Source organism: Polaromonas sp. (genome assembly GCF_029945925.1).
Lineage (GTDB): Bacteria > Pseudomonadota > Gammaproteobacteria > Burkholderiales > Burkholderiaceae_C > Polaromonas.
Window position 1 is genome coordinate 67,679 of the sequence record NZ_JAQSDN010000061.1, and the last position, 21,611, is coordinate 89,289.

The 21,611-nt window shown below is 66.2% G+C and carries 23 protein-coding genes and 1 riboswitch; of the genes, 14 read left to right on the forward strand and 9 right to left on the reverse strand.

All coding sequences use genetic code 11. The features are described 5' to 3' along the window. Positions 1 to 51: 51 nt before the first annotated feature. From PSV40_RS20115 to PSV40_RS20130, 4 genes are all read right to left on the reverse strand, one after another. Complete coding sequence (locus PSV40_RS20115; RefSeq protein WP_300541210.1) at positions 52 to 1,239, reverse strand: dihydrodipicolinate synthase family protein; 1,188 nt, start codon at positions 1,237 to 1,239, stop codon at positions 52 to 54. Positions 1,240 to 1,451: 212 nt separating this feature from the next. Beyond that, a complete protein-coding gene (locus PSV40_RS20120; protein WP_300541212.1) occupies positions 1,452 to 2,615 on the reverse strand; it encodes a Gfo/Idh/MocA family oxidoreductase in 1,164 nt (387 codons plus the stop codon). Positions 2,616 to 2,724: 109 nt separating this feature from the next. Next, positions 2,725 to 3,714, reverse strand: coding sequence for a tripartite tricarboxylate transporter substrate binding protein (locus PSV40_RS20125; RefSeq protein ID WP_300541214.1), 990 nt, complete (start codon positions 3,712 to 3,714; stop codon positions 2,725 to 2,727). Between the two features lie 135 nt (positions 3,715 to 3,849). After that, positions 3,850 to 4,509 carry a TetR family transcriptional regulator gene (locus PSV40_RS20130; protein WP_300541216.1) on the reverse strand — a complete coding sequence of 220 codons (660 nt, stop codon included), beginning with the start codon at positions 4,507 to 4,509 and terminating at the stop codon, positions 3,850 to 3,852. A gap of 142 nt (positions 4,510 to 4,651) precedes the next feature. Between PSV40_RS20130 and PSV40_RS20135 the strand changes: the two genes are divergently transcribed. Together PSV40_RS20135 and PSV40_RS20140 are read left to right on the forward strand one after the other, a co-directional pair. Next, a complete protein-coding gene (locus PSV40_RS20135) occupies positions 4,652 to 4,960 on the forward strand; it encodes a hypothetical protein (RefSeq protein ID WP_300541218.1) in 309 nt (102 codons plus the stop codon). A 168-nt stretch (positions 4,961 to 5,128) separates the two neighbouring features. Beyond that, on the forward strand, positions 5,129 to 6,826 hold the full coding sequence (locus PSV40_RS20140) for a thiamine pyrophosphate-binding protein (RefSeq protein ID WP_300541220.1): 1,698 nt from the start codon (positions 5,129 to 5,131) through the stop codon (positions 6,824 to 6,826). Between the two features lie 244 nt (positions 6,827 to 7,070). Here the strand turns inward: PSV40_RS20140 and PSV40_RS20145 are convergent, their stop codons facing one another. After that, complete coding sequence (locus PSV40_RS20145; RefSeq protein WP_300541327.1) at positions 7,071 to 7,532, reverse strand: SWIB/MDM2 domain-containing protein; 462 nt, start codon at positions 7,530 to 7,532, stop codon at positions 7,071 to 7,073. A 401-nt stretch (positions 7,533 to 7,933) separates the two neighbouring features. Between PSV40_RS20145 and rraA the strand changes: the two genes are divergently transcribed. Beyond that, entirely contained in the window at positions 7,934 to 8,473 is a 540-nt protein-coding gene (gene rraA / locus PSV40_RS20150) for a ribonuclease E activity regulator RraA (RefSeq protein ID WP_300541223.1), read from the forward strand. A 24-nt stretch (positions 8,474 to 8,497) separates the two neighbouring features. Here the strand turns inward: rraA and PSV40_RS20155 are convergent, their stop codons facing one another. Beyond that, positions 8,498 to 9,190: a winged helix-turn-helix domain-containing protein gene (locus PSV40_RS20155; protein WP_300541225.1), complete on the reverse strand. Its 693-nt coding sequence runs from the start codon at positions 9,188 to 9,190 to the stop codon at positions 8,498 to 8,500. 63 nt (positions 9,191 to 9,253) lie between these two features. On the opposite strand from PSV40_RS20155, the gene PSV40_RS20160 reads away from it, so the two are divergent. Beyond that, positions 9,254 to 10,366 (forward strand): cytochrome P450, encoded by a 1,113-nt coding sequence (locus PSV40_RS20160; protein WP_300541227.1) that lies wholly within the window; start codon positions 9,254 to 9,256, stop codon positions 10,364 to 10,366. 12 nt (positions 10,367 to 10,378) lie between these two features. Continuing rightward, entirely contained in the window at positions 10,379 to 10,723 is a 345-nt protein-coding gene (locus PSV40_RS20165; protein ID WP_300541229.1) for an antibiotic biosynthesis monooxygenase, read from the forward strand. 7 nt (positions 10,724 to 10,730) lie between these two features. Here PSV40_RS20165 and PSV40_RS20170 read toward each other — a convergent pair whose 3' ends face one another. The 3 genes from PSV40_RS20170 to PSV40_RS20180 all read right to left on the reverse strand — a co-directional run bounded on the left by PSV40_RS20170 (position 10,731) and on the right by PSV40_RS20180 (position 12,474). Continuing rightward, on the reverse strand, positions 10,731 to 11,549 hold the full coding sequence (locus PSV40_RS20170) for a sulfite exporter TauE/SafE family protein (protein WP_300541232.1): 819 nt from the start codon (positions 11,547 to 11,549) through the stop codon (positions 10,731 to 10,733). Between the two features lie 302 nt (positions 11,550 to 11,851). Then, a complete protein-coding gene (locus tag PSV40_RS20175; RefSeq protein ID WP_300541234.1) occupies positions 11,852 to 12,217 on the reverse strand; it encodes a cell division protein ZapA in 366 nt (121 codons plus the stop codon). After that, a complete protein-coding gene (locus PSV40_RS20180; RefSeq protein ID WP_300541236.1) occupies positions 12,214 to 12,474 on the reverse strand; it encodes a cell division protein ZapB in 261 nt (86 codons plus the stop codon). Before PSV40_RS20180 ends, PSV40_RS20175 begins: the two co-directional genes overlap by 4 nt. 36 nt (positions 12,475 to 12,510) lie before the next feature. Continuing rightward, a riboswitch (cobalamin riboswitch) is annotated at positions 12,511 to 12,800 on the forward strand. An 82-nt stretch (positions 12,801 to 12,882) separates the two neighbouring features. On the opposite strand from PSV40_RS20180, the gene PSV40_RS20185 reads away from it, so the two are divergent. The 9 genes from PSV40_RS20185 (at position 12,883) to bluB (ending at position 21,596) form a co-directional block, all read left to right on the forward strand. Further along, entirely contained in the window at positions 12,883 to 14,727 is a 1,845-nt protein-coding gene (locus PSV40_RS20185; RefSeq protein WP_300541238.1) for a TonB-dependent receptor, read from the forward strand. Positions 14,728 to 14,747: 20 nt separating this feature from the next. Continuing rightward, on the forward strand, positions 14,748 to 16,085 hold the full coding sequence (locus PSV40_RS20190) for a cobyrinate a,c-diamide synthase (RefSeq protein ID WP_300541240.1): 1,338 nt from the start codon (positions 14,748 to 14,750) through the stop codon (positions 16,083 to 16,085). Beyond that, the gene (locus tag PSV40_RS20195) at positions 16,082 to 16,882 is read left to right on the forward strand and encodes a cobalamin-binding protein (RefSeq protein ID WP_300541242.1); all 801 of its coding nucleotides are present in this window, start codon (positions 16,082 to 16,084) and stop codon (positions 16,880 to 16,882) included. Before PSV40_RS20190 ends, PSV40_RS20195 begins: the two co-directional genes overlap by 4 nt. Next, positions 16,875 to 17,462 (forward strand): bifunctional adenosylcobinamide kinase/adenosylcobinamide-phosphate guanylyltransferase, encoded by a 588-nt coding sequence (cobU, locus tag PSV40_RS20200; RefSeq protein ID WP_300541244.1) that lies wholly within the window; start codon positions 16,875 to 16,877, stop codon positions 17,460 to 17,462. The genes PSV40_RS20195 and cobU overlap by 8 nt, the downstream gene beginning before the upstream one ends. Before the next feature lie 65 nt (positions 17,463 to 17,527). Further along, positions 17,528 to 18,376: an ABC transporter substrate-binding protein gene (locus tag PSV40_RS20205; RefSeq protein ID WP_300541329.1), complete on the forward strand. Its 849-nt coding sequence runs from the start codon at positions 17,528 to 17,530 to the stop codon at positions 18,374 to 18,376. Further along, positions 18,373 to 19,392, forward strand: a complete 1,020-nt coding sequence (locus tag PSV40_RS20210; RefSeq protein ID WP_300541246.1) for an iron ABC transporter permease — start codon at positions 18,373 to 18,375, stop codon at positions 19,390 to 19,392. The genes PSV40_RS20205 and PSV40_RS20210 overlap by 4 nt, the downstream gene beginning before the upstream one ends. Positions 19,393 to 19,415: 23 nt before the next feature. Further along, positions 19,416 to 20,183 (forward strand): ABC transporter ATP-binding protein, encoded by a 768-nt coding sequence (locus tag PSV40_RS20215; protein ID WP_300541248.1) that lies wholly within the window; start codon positions 19,416 to 19,418, stop codon positions 20,181 to 20,183. A 124-nt stretch (positions 20,184 to 20,307) separates the two neighbouring features. Beyond that, positions 20,308 to 20,889: a cob(I)yrinic acid a,c-diamide adenosyltransferase gene (cobO, locus tag PSV40_RS20220; protein ID WP_300541250.1), complete on the forward strand. Its 582-nt coding sequence runs from the start codon at positions 20,308 to 20,310 to the stop codon at positions 20,887 to 20,889. Then, positions 20,886 to 21,596 (forward strand): 5,6-dimethylbenzimidazole synthase, encoded by a 711-nt coding sequence (gene bluB / locus PSV40_RS20225; RefSeq protein WP_300541253.1) that lies wholly within the window; start codon positions 20,886 to 20,888, stop codon positions 21,594 to 21,596. Before cobO ends, bluB begins: the two co-directional genes overlap by 4 nt. The last annotated feature ends 15 nt before the right edge of the window (positions 21,597 to 21,611 follow it).

Genomic DNA, 21,611 nt, shown 5'->3' on the forward strand with positions numbered 1-21,611 from the left:
TCGGGTCGCCACCATGGATGCCGGATCAAGTCCGGCATGACAGCTTGGGGCTTAGGGTTCGACGCCATGCAGCGCCAGCAGCGTTTTCATGCGCCGCACGGCCAGCTCCGGTTGCTCCAGCAGGTTTGCCGCATCGGCCAGCCGGAACAGCTCGGCGAAGTGCTGCAGCGAGCGCGTGCTTTGCTGGCCGCCGACCATGGTGAAGTGACTCTGGTGGCCGTTGAGCCAGGCCATGAAAACGACACCGGTTTTGTAGAAGCGTGTGGGCGCGGCAAAGATGTGGCGCGACAGCGGCACGGTGGGGCCGAGGATGGCGTGGAATTTCTCTACATTGCCCTGTGCGAGTTCGCCCAGCGCGGCGCTGGCTGCCGGTGCAATCGCGTCGAAGATGCCCAGCAGTGCGTCGCTCTGGCCGTGGAACAGCTCGCTGCCCTGGCCGTCGCCGGCGATCAGCTCGGCGTAGTTGAAGTCGTCGCCGGTGTACATGCGCACGCCGGCTGGCAGGCGCCGGCGCATGGCGATTTCCTTGTCCTTGTCGAGCAGGGAGATCTTGATGCCGTCTACCTTGTCGGGGTGCGCGGCGATGATGCCCAGCGCGGTGTCCATGGCGGCATCGACGTCCTTCGTTCCCCAGTAGCCCGCCAGCGCCGGGTCGAACATCTCGCCCAGCCAGTGCAGCACCACCGGCTGTTTCGCCTGGCTCAGGATGCGGTCATACACGCGTTCATAGTCGGCCGGGCTTTTGGCAACCCGGGCCAGCGCGCGGCTGGCCATCACGATGAGTTTGCCGCCGAGTTTTTCGATCGCGGCCATCTGCTCCTCGTAGCCGGCAATCACTTCGTCCACGGTCTTCACGTTGTCCAGCACCAGGTGGTCGGTGCCGCAGCCGGAAGCCACCAACGCGCCCGGCACGTCTTTGGCGGCTTCCAGCGAGCGCCGGATCAGCTCCAGCGAGGTCGGCCAGTCCAGGCCCATGCCGCGCTGCGCGGTGTCCATGGCCTCGGCCACGCCCAGGCCCAGCGACCACAGATGGCGGCGGTAGGCGATGGTCGCGTCCCAATCCACGGCGCAAGTGATCCAGGGATCGACCACGGCCAGCGGGTCGGCCACCACGTGGGCGGCCGAATAGGCGATGCGGTTGAACTTGACGCCTGCAGGAGGACTGACGGGTGGGGTGCCGCGCAGCGTGTAAGGCTGCAGGCCGCCCGCGACGACGGGCAAGTGAAGGGCTAAAGCCATAAATCTACCTCGTTATGTAAGTACTCAGATCTTGTCCCCTCTCCCTCCGGGAGAGGGTTAGGGTGAGGGTCGGCGGCTCTACTGACATTCCATGCACACGCTGCAGCCCTCACCCCTGCCCTCTCCCGGAGGGAGAGGGTGTAAACCGGTGCAGGCAATGATCCATGAATGAAATATGCCTCCAGCCCTTATCTGGCGGGCGCAAGCAGCTATCAAACCTGTAGCGTCGGAACATCCACCCAACGGCGTTCCTTCCAGCTTTCGAGAGCGGCTTCAACCAGCTGCACGCCCTTGGCGCCTTCGGGCAAGGTCCATTTGTAGGGCTCGTTTTCCACCACGTGGCGGATGAAATGCTCCCACTGGATCTTGAAGCCGTTGTCGTAGACCTGCGAGTCCGGGATCTCCTGCCACTGGTCCATGAAGTTCATGGTCTGCTTCTCGTCGGGGTTCCAGACCGGGCGCGGCGTGGCCACGCGCGACTGGGCGCGGCAGGAGGACAGGCCGGCAACGGCCGAGCCGTGGGTGCCGTCCACGTGGAAGGTGACCAGGTCGTCGCGGCGCACGCGGGTGGCCCAGGACATGTTCATCTGCGCAATCACCGGCTCGCCGTTGTGGCCGATCAGCTCGGCCGTGGCGTAGGCCGCGTCGTCGGCCGTCGCCTTGTAGGGTTTGCCGGCTTCGTCCCAGCGCTCGGGGATGTGGGTTGCGCCTATGCAGGAGATCGACTTGACCTCGCCGAACAGGTTGTCCAGCACGTAGCGCCAGTGGCACATCATGTCCAGGATCATGCCGCCGCCGTCTTCGGTGCGGTAGTTCCAGCTCGGGCGCTGGATGGGCTGCAGGTCGCCTTCGAAGACCCAGTAGCCGAACTCCAGTCGCACCGACAGCATCTTGCCGAAGAAGCCGGCGCGGCGCAGCATGTCGAGCTTGCGCAGGCCGGGCAGGAAAAGCTTGTCCTGCACCGCGCCGTGTTTCAGGCCCGAGCTTTCGGCCAGGCGCGCAATCTCGACGGCTTCGTTGAGGTTGGTGGCAATCGGTTTTTCGCAGTACACATGTTTGCCGGCGCGTATCGCCTTGGCCAGCAACGTGGGGCGCATCTGCGTGGTGCCGGCGTCAAAGAAGATCGTGTCGTCCTTGTTTTTCAGCGCTTCATCGAGGTCGGTGCCCCAGCGTTCGATGTTCCAGGTTTTGGCCAGGGCTTCGATTTTTTCGGCATTGCGGCCGATCAGGATCGGGTCCGGCATCACCTTGTCGCCATTGGAGAGCAGCACGCCGCCCTGCTTGCGGATCGCGACGATGGAGCGGATCAGATGCTGGTTCATGCCCATGCGTCCGGTGACGCCGTGCATGATGAGTCCTAGTCGTTGGGTGGCCATGGGGGTCCTTGTGGTGGCGGTAAAAATGCGGCGGCCGCACCCTGGGTCCGGCGCGGTATCAGGGCAGGTCCGGATCCAGGCCGGGCGCGGCAGTCGCGGGGGTTAAGACTTACTGGGCCGGGGAGAGGCCGGCGGCCTTGACCAGCACGGCGTTGGTCTTGATTTCATCGCGGAGGTAGGCGTCGAACTGCTCGGGCTTCATGGTCCAGGCTTCGGCGCCCAGCGCGGCAAAACGCTCCTTGACTTCAGGCGTGGCCAGGGCCTTGACGACTTCGTCGTGCAGGCGGTTGACGATGTCGCGCGGTGTCTTGCTTGGGGCCATCATGCCGATCCAGAAGTTGAACTCGGAACCGGGAACGCCGGCCTCGGCGGTGGTCGGCACCTGGGGCAGGGCGCTGGCGCGTTTGGGCGAACCGACTGCCAGTGCCACCAGCTGGCCGTTGCGGATCTGGCCGATCACCGGCGCGATCGGCGAGAAGTAGTAGTCCACCCGGCCGGACATGACTTCGGTCACGGCTTCTCCTGAGCCTTTGAACGGGATGTTGGTGGCTTCGATTTTGGCCGCGAGCTTGAATTTTTCGGCGTTCAGGTGGGTGGCGCTGCCCTGTCCGGCCGAGGCGAAGTTCATGCTGCCGGGTTTGGCGCGGGCGGCGGCCAGCAGTTCCTGCAGCGTCTTGATGTTTTTGGATGGCGACATGACCAACACGTTGGGGGTGCTGGAAATCGGCGTCACGCCGGCGAAGTCGCCCAAGGTGTCGAAGGGCAGCTTCGCAAAAGTGGAGGGGCTGACCGTGTGCGAGGACGAATGGACCATGATGGTGTAGCCGTCCGGTGCGGCCTGGGCCACCGCCGCCTGACCTATCGTCCCGCTGGCGCCGCCGCGGTTGTCGATCACCAGGGTCTGGCCCATGCTCTGTCCCATCTTGTCGGCAATGGCGCGGGCAATGATGTCGGTCGTGCTGCCGGCGGCAAAGGGCACGATCACACGGATCGGCTTGTTCGGGTAGGCGCCCTGGGCGCTGGCGGCCAGCGGCGAAAGCGCGGCCAGCACGGTGAGGGAAGTGAGCGAAGCCAGGGCGGCGCGGCGTGCAAAGGTCATGGTTGTCTCCTGAAGGGCATTTGGAAGAAACGGAAGTCCGGCAACACAAGCAGGCCGGAGTTTACGCCTAATTCACCATTAAGTGAATTAGGAATTGTAAAAACAATGCCGACCGTGCGTCAATGCGGTGTCGCTTCAGTTTCTAAGGACATACCCTAGGATCACCTCGCACATGTGCGAGAGGCGCTCATGGCGGGCCTTGGGCGTCATCAGGTCGCGCCCGAAAATCGCCGACAGCGTGTGGTTGTTGGAGAGGTAGAAATACGCCATGCCGGCAATCGACACGTAGAGCTGCACCGGGTCGATGCCGCCGCGGAACAGGCCTTCGGCGCGCCCGCGTTCCAGGATTTCGGCGAGTGTCTCGATCAGCGGCGAGTTGGTTTCCCGGGCCCGGCTGGACATCGCCAGATGCCGGCCCTGGTGCAGGTTCTCACTGTTGAGAAGGGTCAGAAACTCCGGGTGTTCGAGGTAATACTCCCAGGTGAATTCGGTGAGCCGCCGGATCGCCTGGGCCGGCGGCATGTCGCGCAGGTGCAGCTTTGTTTCCGCCTCGCGGATGTGCGCGTAGGCGTGCTCAAGCACCGCCAGAAACAGCTCGTCCTTGCTCTTGAAGTAGTAGTAGATCAGCCGTTTGTTGATGTCGGCGCGCTCGGCAATGCGGTCCACCCGCGCTCCGCCCAGGCCGTGCTGGGCGAACTCGTCGCGGGCGGCCAGCAGGATGGCCTGCTGCGAGCGGTCGGCATCGCGCGAGCGGGTTTCGGCAGGTTTTGCTGTTTTGCTTTTGGGGCTTGGCATGGCGGATAATTTAACTGTTTGGTGAATTAAATCAAGATTCGCAGGTGATGGGTGATAGGCTGACACCGCTGCGCCAAGCGTACCTCCATAATGAAGCAGGGACCGGCCAGCCGCGCCGGTGCCGACATGCAAGGAGATGGTCATGACGAATTCGGACACCCCCAAAGACGGTGACTTCACACAATGGGTTGATGAGAAGGCCGAGGCGCTGAAATTCACGCTGGGCGAAAAATTCCCGGTGCCCCCGACCGAGCTGCATTCACCTTCCGTGCATGTGGAGACCGGCCGGCAGAAACTGGAAGAAGTGTTGCTCGAGCACGAGCCGCCCACGCCGGAGTTCCTGGAGGAGCTGCGGGCGCTGGAGGAGGCGCCGCCGCTGAGCGAGGAAGAGCTGGCCCGCCAGGCGCTGGAGGCCGGCGGCGCCGACGGCGACAACACCACGCCCGAATAACCGCAACGCCTCGCCCTTGGGGGCGAGGCGTTGCGCGCAGTGACAAGCGCGCGGGCTCCCCTTCAAGCAGGGGCCGCGGGTCCGGCTCCGCCGGCCCGCAGGCGCAGCGGCCCCCTCGGGGGGCAGCGACCCGCACGAAGTGGGGGAGCGTGGGGGCACAATAGTCAGATGACACAACAACTTGCCGGCCATCTTCTTGTTCAATGCCTTGTGGCCCAGGGCGTCACCCACGCTTTCGGCGTGCCGGGTGAAAGTTACCTCGCGGTGCTCGACGGCTTTCATGCCTGTCGTGACCAGATCAGTTTCATCACCAACCGGCAGGAGGGCGGTGCCGCCTTCATGGCCGAAGCCCACGGCAAGCTGACCGGGCGGCCCGGCATCTGTTTCGTGACGCGAGGTCCCGGCGCCACCAACGCCTCCATCGGTGTGCACACCGCCTTCCAGGACTCCACGCCGATGATCCTGTTTGTCGGCGACGTGGCCAGCGACACGCGCGACCGCGAAGCTTTCCAGGAACTGGACTACAGCAGCTTCTTCGGACCTTCCACCAAAGGCATGGCCAAGCGGGTGGAGCGCATCGACGATGCGCGGCGCATTCCCGAGTACGTGGCGCGTGCGTTTGCGACCGCCATGAACGGCCGGCCCGGCCCGGTGGTGCTGGTGCTGCCGGAAGACATGCTGACGCAGATGGTGGATGCCCAGCCGCTCCCGCGCGTCGAGGCGGTCGAGGCCTGGAGCGACCCCGGCTCGCTGCGCAAGCTGCGCGAGCTGCTGCTGCAGTCCGAGCGCCCGCTGGTGATTGCCGGTGGCGGTGGCTGGACGCCGCAGGCCGCGCAGGCCCTGCAGCGTTTTGCCGAGAACTGGTCGCTGCCGGTGGGCAATGCCTTCCGTTTCCAGGACACCTTCGACAACCACCACCCGCTCTACGCCGGCGACGTTGGTATCGGCCTGAATCCCAAGCTCGCCGCGCGCATCAAACAGGCCGACCTGATCCTGGCCATCGGCCCGCGCCTGGGCGAGATGACCACCGGCGGCTACACGCTGATCGAAGCGCCGCGGCCGAAGCAGAAGCTGGTGCACATTCATGCCAGCGCCGAGGAACTCAACCGCGTCTTCCAGGCCGACCTCGCGATCAACGCCACCATGAATGCCGCGGCACGCTCGCTGGAAGTGCTGACCGCGCCCGTGTCCGTGCCTTGGCAGGCCTGGGCCGGGTCCGCCAACGCGGACTACCTCGCCAACATCGATCCGGCCAACGGCGGCGTGGTGCTGCCCGGCAGCATCGACATGCCGGCCATCGTCGCCACGCTGAAGAATCTGCTGCCGCAAGACGCCGTGCTGACCAACGGCGCCGGCAACTTTGCGAGCTGGGTGCACCGCTTCTTCCCGCACCACGGGCTGGTCAAGGGCCTGAAAACGCAGCTCGCACCGACCGTGGGCGCCATGGGTTACGGCGTGCCGGCCGGCATCGCGGCCAACATCGTGTCGGGCCGCACCGCCTTCACGATTGCCGGCGACGGCGACTTCCTGATGAACGGCCAGGAGCTGGCAACGGCGGTGCAGCATGGCGCCAAAAGCATCATCGTGCTGCTCAACAACGGCATGTACGGCACCATCCGCATGCACCAGGAGCGCGAGTACCCGCGCCATGTGAGCGGCTCGCATCTGCAGAACCCCGACTTCTGCGCACTGGCGCGCGCCTACGGCTACAGCGCGACACGCATCACGCGCACCGACGAGTTCGAAGCCGCACTGCGCCAGGCGCTGGAGGGTAAACAAGGCGCGCTGATCGAGATCATGCTGGACCCCGAAGTCATCAGCACGCGCGGTACGCTGTCGGCGATCACGAACGCGACAAGGCGCTGACGCCGGCAGGTCGAGCTCGGGACGACCGGAGGTCAGTGAGCGACCGCAAGGGCATCTCTATTCAAGCAGGGGCCGCGGGTCCGGCTTTGCCGGCCCGCAGGCGCAGCGCCCCCTCGGGGGGCAGGGCGCTACGCGAAGCGAGCGAACGTGGGGGCTATAAGCAGGCATAAAAAAAGGGCCACTTGCGTGGCCCTTTTTACCGGGTCCTGTCCCGCGCGAACGCGGGGCAAGCCCCTCGCGTCGTTTACTTGACGTGCTTGCCGATCAGGCCAGCCATCTCGAACATCGACACTTGCGCCTTGCCGAAAACGGCACGCAATTTTTCGTCGGCGTTGACCATGCGCTTGTTGACCTTGTCCTGCAGACCCTTGGCCTTGATGTAGACCCAGAGCTTGCGCACGATCTCGGTGCGGGGCAGCGCAGCAGCGCCAACCACGGCCGACAAGGCGGGGCTCAGTGTCAGTGGCTTCATGAACGCTGCGTTGGGCGTACGCTTTTTGGCGGGCGCTTTTTTTGCAGGCGCTTTTTTCGCCACTACTTTTTTTGCAGGAGCCGCTTTCTTTGCTGCTACCTTTTTAGCCGGCGCTGCTTTTTTCGCAGGAGCCGCCTTCTTCGCAGGAGCTGCTTTTTTCGCAGCTACTTTTTTTGCCGGTGCAGCCTTTTTAGCGGGCGCTTTTTTTGCCGGTGCTTTTTTTGCAGTTGCCATGATTGATTTTCCTTCTAGAAGTTGATAAATCACCAATGCAGATAACTACTCTTCACTGGCAAGGGGGATGCTACTGGAGAAAACAGTGGTTTCATAGGGAAAACGCAATTTTTTTGGGTCTGGATGTTGCAGATTTACTTCGACAGGATCGAAAACGCTGCACCCGGGGCAACGCAGCGTGCGCGCAAGGTCGCGTTGCGGCGGATGTCAGAGGCGACAAAGCAGTCGGCAAAGGCTGCGCCGCAGGCAGCGGCACGTGCTCACCCAGCACCGGAGGAAGCCGGCTTAACACCGCGCCAGCACACGGCATTTGCCCCGTAAGGTCCCCGGCTGCACGGTATGCTTGCGCAGTTTTCCTTCCGCATGTTCGCCGCAGCCCGCCCCCTGAAAGGACACCGCCCATGACCAGCCCCTCCGCTACTGCGCGCTTTGCCACCTGTGATTTGTGCGACGCTCATAAAAACGACAGCTCGGGACGATTGCGCGTCCTGCCCCCGGTGTTCCTGCCTTTTGGCGGTGTTTCCCGCTTCTGCGGGCCGGTCGTCACCCTCAAGTGTTTTGAAGACAATTCGCTGGTCAAGGCCGCGGTCGATGGCAGCGGCCTTGTGGAAACATCCGCGGGTCGTGTGCCCGCCGTGCTGGTGGTCGACGGCGGCGCCTCGCTGCGCCGCGCCCTGCTGGGCGGCAACCTCGGTGCAGCGGCTGCCAACAACGGCTGGGCCGGCGTGGTGATCGACGGCTGCGTGCGCGATGTTGCCGAGCTCGCGCAGTGCCAGGTCGGCATACGCGCACTCGCCGCCATGCCGCTGCCCACGGAAAAACGAAACGAGGGCCAGCGCGGCGTGGCGGTGCAGATCCAGGGGGTGTGGGTGTACCCCGGCGACTGGCTGTATGCCGATGAGGACGGCATCGTCGTGATGCCGGCGCCGCTGCAGGCCTGAGAGGTTGAGCGTCCGGACGTTTTTTCAGCCGGACAGCTTGAGGCCCAGGCGGCTCAAGCGCGCCGTGCCTTCGGTCGTGACCTGCACCACGCGCGAGTGTTTCTTGCGCGTGATCCAGCCCTGCTGCGTGAAATGGCTTGCCAGCGCCGCTCCGAGCGCGCCACCCAGGTGGTCCCGGCGTTCCGACCAGTCCAGGCAGGCGCAGGCAAACTGCCGGCGCCTGCTGCGCAGTTCGGGCAGGTCCAGGCCGAGGGCCTGCAGGGCTTTTTCGCCCGTTGCCGTCACCAGCAACTGCCGGGCATCATTGGTGTCGCCCGCCAGCCAGCGTTTGCGCAGCAGCATGGCCAGCAAGCCGGTGCCCAGGCTGCCGGCGAGGTGGTCGTAGCAGAAGCGGGCCTGGCGTATCGGCTCATTCACCGCCGGAGACTTTTCGCTTTTGCGTTTCGGCGCGACGCGCATCAGCGACTCGACCAGCTGCGCCACTTCGGCGGAGGCAAAGCGGAAATACTTGTGACGGCCCTGCGCGGTGGCGGCCAGCAGGCCGTCGTCGAGCAGGCGCTGCAGGTGGGAGGTGGCCGTGCCCGGTGCGATGCCCGCACCCAGCGCGAGCTCCTTGGCTGTCAGCGCGCGGCCTTCCATCAGCAGCACCAGCATGCGGATGCGGCTGGCGTCGCCGATGGTGGCGGCGATGCGGGTGATGTCGGGTTCCACGGGCATGGTTCGATGATAGCCAAACTGTTGGCGCTGGACAAAGGACGCGCCGCTGGGGACACTGGGTTCATGCTTTTTCCCCTTGATGCCGCCCGTGATGCAGCCTTTCCCCGTGATGCGGTGGAGGCGGTGACCCACCCCGACCCCTTTCCCTTCTACCGCCGCCTGCGACAGGAGCGTCCGCTGTTTTTCGACAGGCACCTCGGCCTCTGGGTGGCCAGCAGCCATGCCGCCGTCAGCGCGGCGCTGGGGCATCCGGCGCTGCGTGTGCGTCCGCCGGCCGAGCCGGTGCCGCCGGCGCTGCAGGGCCGGGCCGCCGGCGAGGTCTTCGCGCAACTGGTGCGCATGACGGACGGCCCCTTCCATGCCGTCCACAAGCCCGATGTGGAGCGGGTTGCGCGGCGCTGGACGCTGGCCGACGTGGCTTGCGCCGCCGAAGACGCGGCGCGCGACCTGCGGCCGCGCCTGCCCGCCAACGCGTTCATCGCCGCGTTGCCGGTGCAGACCATGGCACGGCTGCTCGGCGTGCCTGCCGGCGAACGTGAGGCCACCTGCCGCTGGGCCGCGCAGTTCACGCAAGGCATCGCGCCCGGCGCCGACGCGCAGGCCGTGGCGCAGGCCGACGCGGCGGCCGCGGCCCTGATGGCGCAGGGTCGGGCGCTGGGCCTGTCTGAGGTGCAGGCGGCCAACCGTATCGCCTTCATGCAGCAGGCCCTCGATGCGGGCAGTGGCCTGCTCGGCCATGTCGCGCTGCAGCTCGCGCAGGACCCGCGGCAGGCGGCGGCGGCCGACGCGTCACGGGACGCCATGCGCGCCCTGGTGCGCGAGGTCGAGCGCTGGGCCGCGCCCATCCAGAACACCCGGCGCTTCGCGGCCGAAGCGCTGACACTGCTGGGCCAGCCGATAGCGGCGGGCCAGGCCCTGTTGCTGGTGCTGGCCAGCGCCAACCGCGACGAAGCCTTCAACACGCAGCCCGACCGTTTGGATGTACACCGTGAAGGCGGACGGAGCACGGGGTTCGGCGCCGGACCCCATGCCTGCCCCGGCGCTTTGATTGCTATTGAAATGGTAGCTGCCAGCGCAGCATGGATGAGGGCTGCAGGCCAATTTGATCACTATTTCGGGCGCTGCACCGGGTTCCGGCCGCTGCCCAATGCGCGCATTCCTGTCTTTGAGCATTGAAGGAGAAATCACATGGTGTCGGTTATTTTTGAAGTCTGGCCCGATCCAGCGCACCGCGAGGGTTACCTGAACTGGGCTGCCGAGCTCAAGGCCGAGCTGCTGAAGATGGACGGGTTCATCTCGATCGAACGCTTCCAGAGCCTGAGCGATCCCGACAAGCTGCTGTCGCTGCAGTTCTGGCGCGACGAGTCCTGCCTGCAGGCCTGGCGCAACCTGGAGGCGCACCGCGCCGCGCAGGCGGCCGGCCGGTCCACCATGTTCAGGGATTACCGCCTGCGGATCGCCGAGGTGATCCGCGACTACGGGCTGAGCGAGAGGGGCGAGGCGCCGGCCGATTCACGCCGCGCGCATGGTTGAGCCGCAGCTACAGGCTGCTCAGGCCCTTCCAGAGCATGTAGGCCGCCAGCACGTAGAGGATGCTGGCAAAAACGCGCTTGAGCTTGCTCACCGGCAGCTTGTGCGCGAGCCTGGCGCCCAGCGGTGCGACAAAAAAACTGCAGGCGGCGATGACCACCAGCGCCGGCAGCCAGATGTAGCCGAAGGAAGCGGGCGGCAGACCCTGCACCGACTGCCCGCTGATCACGTAGCCGAGCACATTGGCCACGGCAATCGGAAAGCCCAGCGCGGCCGAGGTGGCCACCGCGTTGTGGATGGCGACGTTGCACCAGGTCATGAACGGCACGCTGATGAAGCCGCCGCCCGCACCCACCAGCCCCGAGAGGAAACCGATGCCGCCGCCGGCCGCAAACTGGCCGGCCGCACCCGGCATCTGGCGCGTGGGTTTGGGCTTCTTGTCCAGAAACATCTGGGTGGCCGAGAAGCTCACGAACAGGCCGAAGAAGATCGCCAGGTAAGAGCCCTTGAGCAGTGCAAACACGCCCAGGCTGCCGATGATGCTGCCGACCACAATGCCGGGGGCCAGGCGCCGGACGATGTCCCAGCGCACCGCGCCGCGCTTGTGGTGGGCGCGCACGCTGGAGATGGAGGTGAAGATGATGGTGGCCATCGAGGTGGCAATCGCCATCTTCACGGCCAGGTCCGGCGCCACGCCGCGCTGCGCCATGATGATGGTGATGAAAGGCACCATCAGCATGCCGCCGCCTATGCCCAGCAGGCCCGCGAGAAAGCCGGTGCCGACGCCCAGCAGGGCAAGTTCAAGAATGAGCAGGGGTTCGAAGGTCATGCGGCGTAGGGGCAGGCTGCTCGCCGGGGCAAGCGGGTTGGACGGGGACGGCGGCGGGGGTGTCGACGGGTGAAAAGAGGTGTCTGCGAATACCACCGGACCGTCATCCTGAACCAGGGTTCAGGTGGGCGAGGGCAGTCAGGTTTCGGGTTCGTCTAACGCGAGACGATCACGCCTGCCTGACAATTTACCAAGCCCGTGCTCTAAGAGCATTGGTACAAGGAAATATAAAGCCCGGTGTGTACCGCAGACGGTTTGATTGTAGGCGTTTGGCGCGCGCCGCGCTGGCCTGGGGGGCCGCTTTACAGCAGGCGGCCGTCCACGCCCAGCGCGTTGTCCAGGCGTTGCAGCAAGGCCGCCAGTTGCGGCTGCGACGCGGCCTCTGCAGCCGACACGCCCGCGCCGTAGGACCTGGCTGGAGCAGCGGCCGGCGCCGGGGTGCTGTGCGCCGCCTTCAGCGCATTGGCCTCCAGCTCGGACAGCTCGAAAGCCAGGTTCAGCGCGGCCAGAACGGCGATGCGGTCACGCGCCTTGATTTTTCCGGCGTCGCGGATCTTGCACATGGCCGCGTCGACCTTTTCCACGGCGTCGAGCAGCCTGGCCTCGCCGCCCTCGGGGCAGCCGAGCAGGTAGCTCTGGCCCATGATCTGTACGTCAAGCTGCTTCATGAGTCCGATCCCACGGGTGTCCTGCCACGGGCCGGACCGGCCGCCGACATCGGCGCCGTCGAATCCGGCAGGCGTTCGAGCAGGGCATCGACCCGGGCGCGGGCGGCGCTCAGGCGCGAGCGCAGCGAATCGCGTTCCTGCGTGAGTTCGTGCACCTGCTCGGTGAGCAGGGCATTGGTGCGCTGCAACTCCTCGTAGCGCAAGAGGAGCCGCTCGACGCGTTCGGCAATCTGGTCGATGTGGGTTGGGTTCGACATGGCAGCGCCAATTGTAGGGTTTGCACAGTTTTGGCGCGTAGAATCTTGCCTGTTGGTGCTCGCGGTGTGGTTCACACGCTGCAGTTCAACGGGAAGCAGGAGTGAATCAAGACCATCCGCACCGGGTCAGCCCGGGCCGATTGCGCCTGGATTTTTAACCTGCGCTGCCCCCGCAACGGTAAACGGACGAATTTCGCTCCCCTGACTCAGACTCGGGGCACATTCAGCTTTCATCATCAGCCACTGAGCGTTCTGAACACGCGCTTGGGAAGGCGATGAGAGCAGTTCCGTCAGCCCGGATACCGGCCAACAAGGTGAACGCGCGCGTCTTTTTCTGGACCGGGCGTTTGTAACGCTCATGCACTGGCGGGGAAGCTGGTGAGGGCCTTTTGTTGAATGTTTCTCCTCATGAAAACCTGTGTATCACATGCACGCTCCGCCGTGCTTTCGCTGACGGTCGCCGCCGCATGGCCTGCTTTTTCCCAAACCGCTTCATCCCCGCAACTGCGGGAGACCGTGGTCACCGCGACACGCACGGCGCAACCGCTGTCCGACCTGCTCGCCGACGTGACGGTGGTTGACCGCGACACCATCGAACGCAGCGGCGCCACCGGGCTGGCCGATGTGCTGGCGCGTTTACCGGGCGTCGAGTTCCAGCGCAACGGCGGACCCGGCACCACCACCGGCGTGTTCCTGCGCGGTTCGGAATCGCGTTTCACGGCGGTCTACATCGACGGCGTGCGCATCGACTCGCAGGCCACCGGCGGGGCGGCCTGGGAGAGCATCCCGCTCGGCCAGATCGATCGCATCGAAGTCCTGCGCGGACCGGCTGCCGCGGTGTACGGCTCCGATGCACTGGGCGGCGTCGTGCAGATCTTCACGAAACGCGGGGAGGGCCCGTTTGCGCCTTTTGTCGGCATCGGGTTTGGTTCGCACGGCACGCGCAAGGCCGACGCGGGCTTCAGCGGCTCCCAGGGGGCTTTCGACTATTCGCTCGGTCTGGTCGATGAACGCAGCGAGGGCTTCAATTCGCGCACGGCGGCCGGACAGAACCCGGATCTCGACGGTTACCGCAGCCGCTCGGCCAACGCCAAGCTGGGCTTCCAGCTCAACCGCGCGCACCGGCTGGAGGCCTCCGTGCTGGCCAACGATGTCAACTCCCAGTACGACAGCGCCAGCACGCGCGACGACCGCAACCTGCGCGAGCTGAACACGCTGGGCCTGAACTGGCAGGCACGCTGGACAGAGGCCTACAGCACCCGGCTGAGCATTTCCGATTCGCGGGACCGCTACCAGACGACACCCTCGCCCTACCTGTCGGTGACCGATCTGCGCAGCTACCTCCTGCACAACGAGTTCCGCCTGGGCAGCCACCTGTTCACGGCGGCCCTGGAGCGCAAGGAAGACCACCTGCAGAACGCGCCCATAGACCGTGGCCGCTCGCAGGACGCGCTGGCACTGGGCTACGGCTGGAAAAACGGGCCGCACGCGGTCCAGCTCAATGTGCGGCACGACGACGACAGCGAGTTCGGCGCGAAAAAAACCGGCAGCGCTGGTTACGGATTTGCCATCACCCCGCAGTGGCGCGTCACCGCATCGACTGGCACGGCTTTCCGCGCGCCCACGCTGTACCACCGTTTCAGCATCTACGGCGTCTCCACGTTGCAGCCTGAAAGCAGTCGCAACAAAGAGATCGGCTTGCGTTACGAAGACGGCGGCAGCAGCTTTGGCATCGTGGCCTACCAGAACAAGGTGTCCAACCTGATCACGTTCACCACCGGCTCCGGCCCCTGCACCAACGGCCGCGCGCCGGTGGCGCTGGCGAACCGGGCCTGCTACAGCAACACCGCGCAGGCAGAATATTCGGGGGTCACGCTGACGGGCGGCTACAAACTCGGCAACACCCGCCTGTCGGCGTCGCTCGACCTCCAGAATCCGCGTGATCTCGGTACCGGCCGGACCCTGGCGCGGCGCGCCCGCCAGCATGCCGTGCTGGCGGTCGACACGCGTGTGGGTCCCTGGTCGCTGGGCGCGGAAGCGCAGCTCTCGGGACGCCGCAACGACAGTGCCACCAATACCGTGGTGCTGGGAGGTTATGGCCTGATCAATTTGAGCGCTAGCACCCTGGTGGCCCGCGACTGGACCTTCCTGGCCCGCGTCGATAATCTGGCCGACAAATCCTATGAGCTGGCCCAGACCTACGCGACCGGAGGACGGACGGTGTACGTTGGACTGAAATGGGCTCCCCTGTAAACAGCGCCAAGGGCCGCCACATGATCGAACCCACCCGCTGTCCCGCAATTCTCATCGCCGCCCCCGCTTCTGGCCAGGGCAAGACCACGGTCGCGTGTGCGCTGGCGCGTCTGCACACGCGCCAGGGACGGCGTGTGCGGGTCTTCAAGTGCGGGCCGGATTTTCTGGACCCCTACTGGCTGGCGCTGGCCAGCGGCGCGCCGGTGCACCAGCTCGACCTGTGGATGACCGGCGAGGACGACTGTGCCCGGCGCCTGCAGGCCGCCGCGCAGGAGGCCGACCTGATCATTGTCGAAGGCGTGATGGGGTTGTTCGACGGGCAGCCGAGCGCGGCCGATCTGGCGCAGCGTTTCGGCCTGCCGGTGCTGGCTGTCATCGACGCCGGCTCCATGGCCGGCACGTTTGGCGCGCTGGCCTGGGGCCTGCAGCATTACCGGGACGGCCTGCGGTTTGCCGGCGTGCTGGCCAACCGGGTGGCCTCCGACAGCCATGCGCTGATGCTCCAGGAAAGCCTGCGTGAGCCGGATCACTGGCTGGGCGCCCTCATGCGTAGCAGCGCCATGACGCTGCCCGAGCGGCATCTGGGCCTGGTGATGTCCGATGAACTCGGCGACGCCATGCAGCGGCTGGATGCTGCGGCCGATGCGCTGGCCGCCACCCCGCTGGGGCAGATGGCCGGCGGCGACTTGCTGGCCTGGGCGGTTCCGTTCAAGGCGCCGGATCTGCCGGGGTTTCCGGCTGGTGCATTACAGGGCCGGACCGTTGCGGTGGCACGGGATGCCGCCTTCTGTTTTATCTACGCGGCCAACCTGGATTGCCTGCGCGAGTTGGGCGCGCAGCTGGTGTTTTTTTCGCCGCTGGCCGACGCCGCCCTGCCGGACTGCGACGCGCTCTGGCTGCCCGGCGGTTACCCCGAGTTGCATCTGGGGGCCCTGGCGGCCAACAGCGCCATGAAGGACAGCCTGGCTGCGCATGTGCGCGCCGGCAAGCCGGTCTGGGCCGAGTGCGGCGGCATGATGGCGCTGTTTGAAGAGCTGCACACCGTCGATGGCCATCGCCACCCAATGTGGGGTCTGCTGCCCGGCAGCGTCAGCATGCAAAAACGCCTGGCCGCGCTGGGCCCGCAGCAGCTGGGCGTGGACGGCGGGACCCTGCGCGGCCACACCTTCCACTACTCGACCTGCACCACGCCGCTGCAGCCCGCCACCCGCACCGAAGCGGCGCCGGGACGCCAGCTGCGCGGCGAGGGCGAGGCGTTGTATGTCTCGGGGTCGGTGCGGGCCAGTTATTTCCACGCCTGGTTCGCCTCCAGTCCGGCAGCGACAGCCCGGCTTTTTTCAGCGGAGCCGCAGCCATGAGCTACGGCCCGCAGCGCATTGTCTGCATGACCGAGGAAACCACCGAGTGGCTGTACCTGCTCGGGGAAGAGCGCCGCATCGTCGGCATCTCTGGCTACACCGTCCGCCCGCCGCGCGCCCGTGCCGAGAAGCCCCGGGTCAGTGCTTTTCTCAGCGCCAAAATCGACAAGATATTGGCGCTCAGGCCAGACTGCGTGTTCGGCTTCTCGGACCTGCAGGCCGACATTGCGGCCGAGCTGATCCGCAAGGGCGTGCAGGTCACGGTGTTCAACCAGCGCAGCATCGCGGAAATTTTCTCCATGATGTACCAGGTGGCGGCGATGGTCGGGCAGGGCGAGCGCGGCTTGCAGCTGATGCAGGCCATGCAGGACAGGCTGGCCGCCATTGCCCGGGTTGCGGCTGGCCTGAAGCGACGGCCCCGCGTGTTTTTTGAGGAGTGGGACGAGCCGCACATCAGCGCCATCGCCTGGGTCTCCGAGCTGCTGGGCGTGGCCGGCGGCGACGACTGTTTTCCCGAACTGGCCCGCATGCCCATGGGCAAGGACCGCATCATTGCCGACAGCGCGCAGATCATCGCGCGCAACCCCGACATCATCATCGGCTCCTGGTGCGGCAAGAAGTTCCGGCCCGAAAAAGTCGCGGCGCGGCCGGGGTGGGAAAACGTCAACGCCGTCCAAAACGGCCAGTTGTTCGAGATCAAGTCGGCCGACATCCTGCAGCCCGGGCCGGCCGCGCTGACCGACGGGGTGGAGCAGTTGCACCGCATCGTTCTGGACTGGAGTGCGACCCATGAATAGCCCGTCCCTGGTTCGCAGTGAACTGATCCTCGGCGGTCAGCGCAGCGGCAAATCGCGCCGTGCCGAAAGGCTGGCGCAGGGCTGGCTCGCGCAATCACCCGCGCATCGTGCGGTGCTGATCGCCACCGGCCAGCCCTGGGACGACGAGATGCGTCAACGCATCGCGCGCCACCAGCAGGACAGGGCCGAGCGGGTTCCCGGCATGCGCACGGTCGAAGAGCCGCTGCAGCTTGCGCAGGCGATCACGGCGCACGGCAGCGCGCAGACACTGGTGGTGGTGGACTGCCTGACGCTGTGGCTGACCAACTGGCTCATGCCTGTCGAAGTCTTGGATAAAAATACGACTGCAGCCCAATACCCACGGGCGCAGGCAGCTATGCTTTTGGAAGCAATCGAAAGTTGCCCCGGGCCGCTGGTGCTGGTTGGCAACGAGATCGGGCTGGGCGTGATTCCGCTCGGGCGCGAGGTGCGCGCCTTTGTTGATGCGCTGGGCCGGCTCAACCAGGACGTGGCGCAGGCCTGTGAACGCGTGACCCTGATGGCTGCCGGCTTGCCGCTGGTTTTGAAAGGCCGGCCATGAACTTTCTTTCTTGCTCCCTCGCCCTCTGGGAGAGGGTTGGGGTGAGGGCGGCGCTGCTGCTTTTTATGGCTTTCCTGGCCGTGGCGCCAGCCCACGCCCTGCAACTGATCGACGACCGCGGTGTCAGCGTGAGTTTTGCGCAAAGCCCGCAGCGCATTGTCAGCCTGCTGCCTTCGCTGACTGAAAGTGTCTGCGCGATGGAGCAGTGCCAGCGCCTGGTCGGTGTGGACCGGTATTCGAATTACCCCGCCAGCGTGCGCAGCCTGCCGGTACTGGGCGGCGGGCTGGACCCCAACATCGAAGGCATCGTGGCGCTGCGGCCCGACGTGGTGCTGCTGGCCACGTCGTCACGCGCCAGCCAGCGCCTGGAGTCGCTCGGCATCAAGGTGGTTGCGCTGGAGCCCAGGAGCCATGCTGACGTCAGGCGTGTGCTCGGGAAAATCGGTGTCCTGCTCGATATCCCCGAGGCAGCCGGTGCCGCACGGTTGTGGCGCACCATCGACGCCAGCGTCGAGGCGGCGGCGCAGTCGCTGTCACCCCGGGCCAAACGCGCTCGGGTGTATTTTGAAGTCAACCGCGGTCCTTATGCCGCGGGCGAGTCCTCCTTCATCGGCGAGACACTCACGCGCCTGGGTGTCAAAAACGTGGTGCCGGCGTCGCTCGGCCCCTTCCCGCGGCTCAACCCCGAGTTCGTGGTGCGCGCCAACCCCGACGTGATCATGGCCGGCAACCGCAGCATGCAGGGCATGGCGTCTTATCCCGGCTGGGGCAGCATCAAGGCCGTGAAGGAGCAGCGCATCTGCGCGTTCGGTGTGGACGAGTCCGACGTGGTCGTGCGTCCGGGCCCGCGCATGGCCGAGGCGGCCCGCCTGATGGCCCGCTGCCTCGAAGACAAGGCGCCGGGCGCACCATGAGCCCGGGTTTTTCCAACCAGCACCGCCAGGCCCTGCTGCTGGCCGGCGGCCTGCTGCTGGCCAGCGCGGCCCTGCTGCTGCTGGGCGTCAGTGTGGGCAGCACCGGTGTCGAGAGTGTGCGCAGCATGTGGCATGACGCGCAGGCCCTGCAGATCGTCCGCGAGATCCGCTTGCCGCGCACGGTGGGCGCCTGGCTGGCCGGTGCCTTGCTGGGCCTGGCCGGCGCGGTGGCGCAAGGCCTGTTTCGCAACCCGCTGGCCGACCCCTACCTGCTGGGCAGCGCCTCGGGCGCTTCGCTGGGGGTGGCCCTCGCCATGGCGCTGTTCGGTGTGTCGCCGCTGGCCATGCACTGGCTGGCGCGCATCGGGCTCACTGGCGCGGCCTTTGTCGGCGCCGTGCTGGCCGTGCTGCTGACCCTGCTGCTGGCCAAGGGCGTGCAGCACACGCTGCGCCTGCTGCTGGCCGGCGTGATTGTCGGGGTGGTGCTGGGCGCCTTCACCTCGTTGATTTTGCTGCTCACGCCCGAGATCATGCAGGCCATGCAGTCCTTCATGCTGGGCAGCACAGGTTTTGTCGGCTGGACTGCCTGCGCCGTGATGGCGGCGGTGCTCGCCTTCAGCGTGCTGGCCGCCTGGATGATGAGCCATGTGCTCGACGGCCTGGCGCTGGGCGAAGCCACCGCGCAAAGCCTGGGCCTGCGCCTGCCGCAGATGCGGGTGGCGCTGGTGGCGGTGCTGGCGCTCGCCACCGGCACCGCCGTGGCGCAGACCGGGCTGATTGCGTTTGTGGGCCTGGCCGCGCCGCATCTGGTGCGCTCCGTCGTCAAGACCACCCACGGCCGCCTGACCGTGCTGGCCGCCCTGATGGGTGCGGTGCTGCTCACGGCCGCCGACATTCTGGCGCGCTGGCTGGTGGCGCCGCAGGAGTTGCCGGTGGGCGTGCTGACGGCGGTGCTGGGCGGCGGCTACCTGCTCTGGCTGATGCACCGGCATACCGGAAGAGGGGCGGGGTTGTGATGCCAAACACCGCTTCAGTTGCTATGGATTCAGTAGCTATTGACGCCCGCTGCATCAGGGCCAGTCTCGGAAATGTCGAGGTATTGCACGGCATGTCCCTGGTGCTGCCGGCCGCGCGCTGGACCAGCATCGTCGGCCCCAACGGCGCCGGCAAGTCCACCCTGCTCAAGGTGCTGGCGGGCCTGCTGCCGCATCACGGCGAGGTGGCCTTGCTGGGCCAGCCGCTGGCCAGCCTGCGCGGGCGCCAGCGTGCGCAGCAGCTGTCCTGGCTGGGCCAGAACGAAAGTTCGGCCGACGACCTGACGGTTTACGACGTGGCCATGCTGGGCCGCCTGCCGCACCAGGCCTGGCTGGCGCCGCCCAGCGCCGCCGACCATGCCGCCGTCGAACGCGCCCTGCGTGCCACGCAGGCCTGGGACTGGCGCGCCCGCGCCCTCGGCCAGCTCTCGGGTGGCGAGCGCCAGCGCGTGTTGCTCGCGCGTGCGCTGGCGGTGGAGGCCCAGGTGCTGCTGATGGACGAACCGCTGGCCAACCTCGATCCGCCGCACCAGACCGACTGGCTGCTGATGGTGCGCGCCCTGGTGGCCGAGGGGAAAACCGTGGTCAGTGTGCTGCATGAAATCTCGTTTGCACTGCAGGCCGATGAGCTGGTGCTCATGGACCAGGGCCGCATCGTTCACCAGGGGGCCTGCGGCGACGCGGCCACGCATCGCGCGCTGGAAGCCGTGTTTGACCACCGCATCGCGGTGCACCCGCTGGCCGGCCAGTGGCTGGCCGTGCCCAGGATTTAGATGGCCATGCACCCCACCCCGTTCACCCTGAGCTTGTCGAAGGGCCCTTGGTCCTTGCTCGGGAGAGGCTTCGACAAGCTCAGCCCGAACGGATTTGAAACCTGATTTTCAATGAGACAACCCCATGCACATCGAAACTCCCCCGACCGACAAGCCCTACGACAAGCCCGAGGGCGAACGCCGCGGTCTGCTGATCGTCAACACCGGCGACGGCAAGGGTAAAAGCACGGCCGCGTTTGGCTTGGCGCTGCGCGCGCACGGCCGCCACCATGTGCACGGCAAGGCGGTGAAGATTTTCCAGTTCATGAAGGTGCCGAGTGCACGTTTCGGCGAACACCGCATGTTCGAGCAGCTGGGCATTCCGATCGAAGGCCTGGGCGACGGCTTCAGCTGGAAAAGCCAGGACCTGGAGCATTCGGCCCAGCTGGCACGCACCGGCTGGGAAAAAGCCAAAGCCGCCATGTTGAGCGGCGACAACTTCATGGTGGTTCTCGACGAGCTGACCTACCCGCTGATCTACGGCTGGATGCCGTTGGACGATGTGCTGCAGACCCTGAAGGACAGGCCGAAGGACGTGCATGTGGTCATCACCGGCCGGCGCTGCCCGCCGGAAATCATCGACCTGGCCGACACCGTGACCGAGATGACCTTGGTCAAACATGCGTTCAAGGCCGGCATTCCCGCGCAGCGCGGGATAGAAGATTGAGCAATCCGCCTTCCAGTCACGCCTTTTCCGTGCCCGAAATCGCTGCGGTCTACCGCGCCATTGATGAACGGCGCGACATGCGTCATTTCTCGGGCGGCGCGGTCGCGCCCGAACTGATGCAGCGGCTGCTGCAGGCGGCGCACCACGCGCCCAGCGTGGGCTTCATGCAACCCTGGCGTTTCATTCGTATCTCGACGCGTCCGCTGCGCGAGGCGCTGCATGCACTGGTGGAGCAGGAGCGTGTCTTGACGGCGCGCGCCCTTGGCGAGCGCGAGGGCGAGTTCATGCGGCTCAAGGTGGAAGGCCTGCTCAGCGCGGCGGAGGTCTGGGTGGTGGCGCTGGCCGATGGCCGCGAGAAACACGTGTTTGGCCGCCGCACCCTGCCGCAGATGGACCTGGCTTCCACCGCCTGCGCCATCCAGAACCTCTGGCTGGCCGCCCGCGCCGAAGGCCTGGGAATGGGCTGGGTGTCGCTGTTTGAGCCGGCGGCTGTCAGTGCGCTGCTGCAGATGCCGGCCGGTGCCGAACCGATAGCCCTGCTGTGCCTCGGGCCGGTGGATGGCTTCTACGAAGAACCCATGCTGCAGCAGGAGCGCTGGGCCCGGCGTTGCGCGCTGGAAGACCTGGTTTTTGAGAGCAGCTGGGGTCAGCCGATGGCTCCGGCTTTACCTGTGGCCGTGAGTCCGGTGCTGCTGCAGTCCCGCTGATGCTGCTCGCCCTGT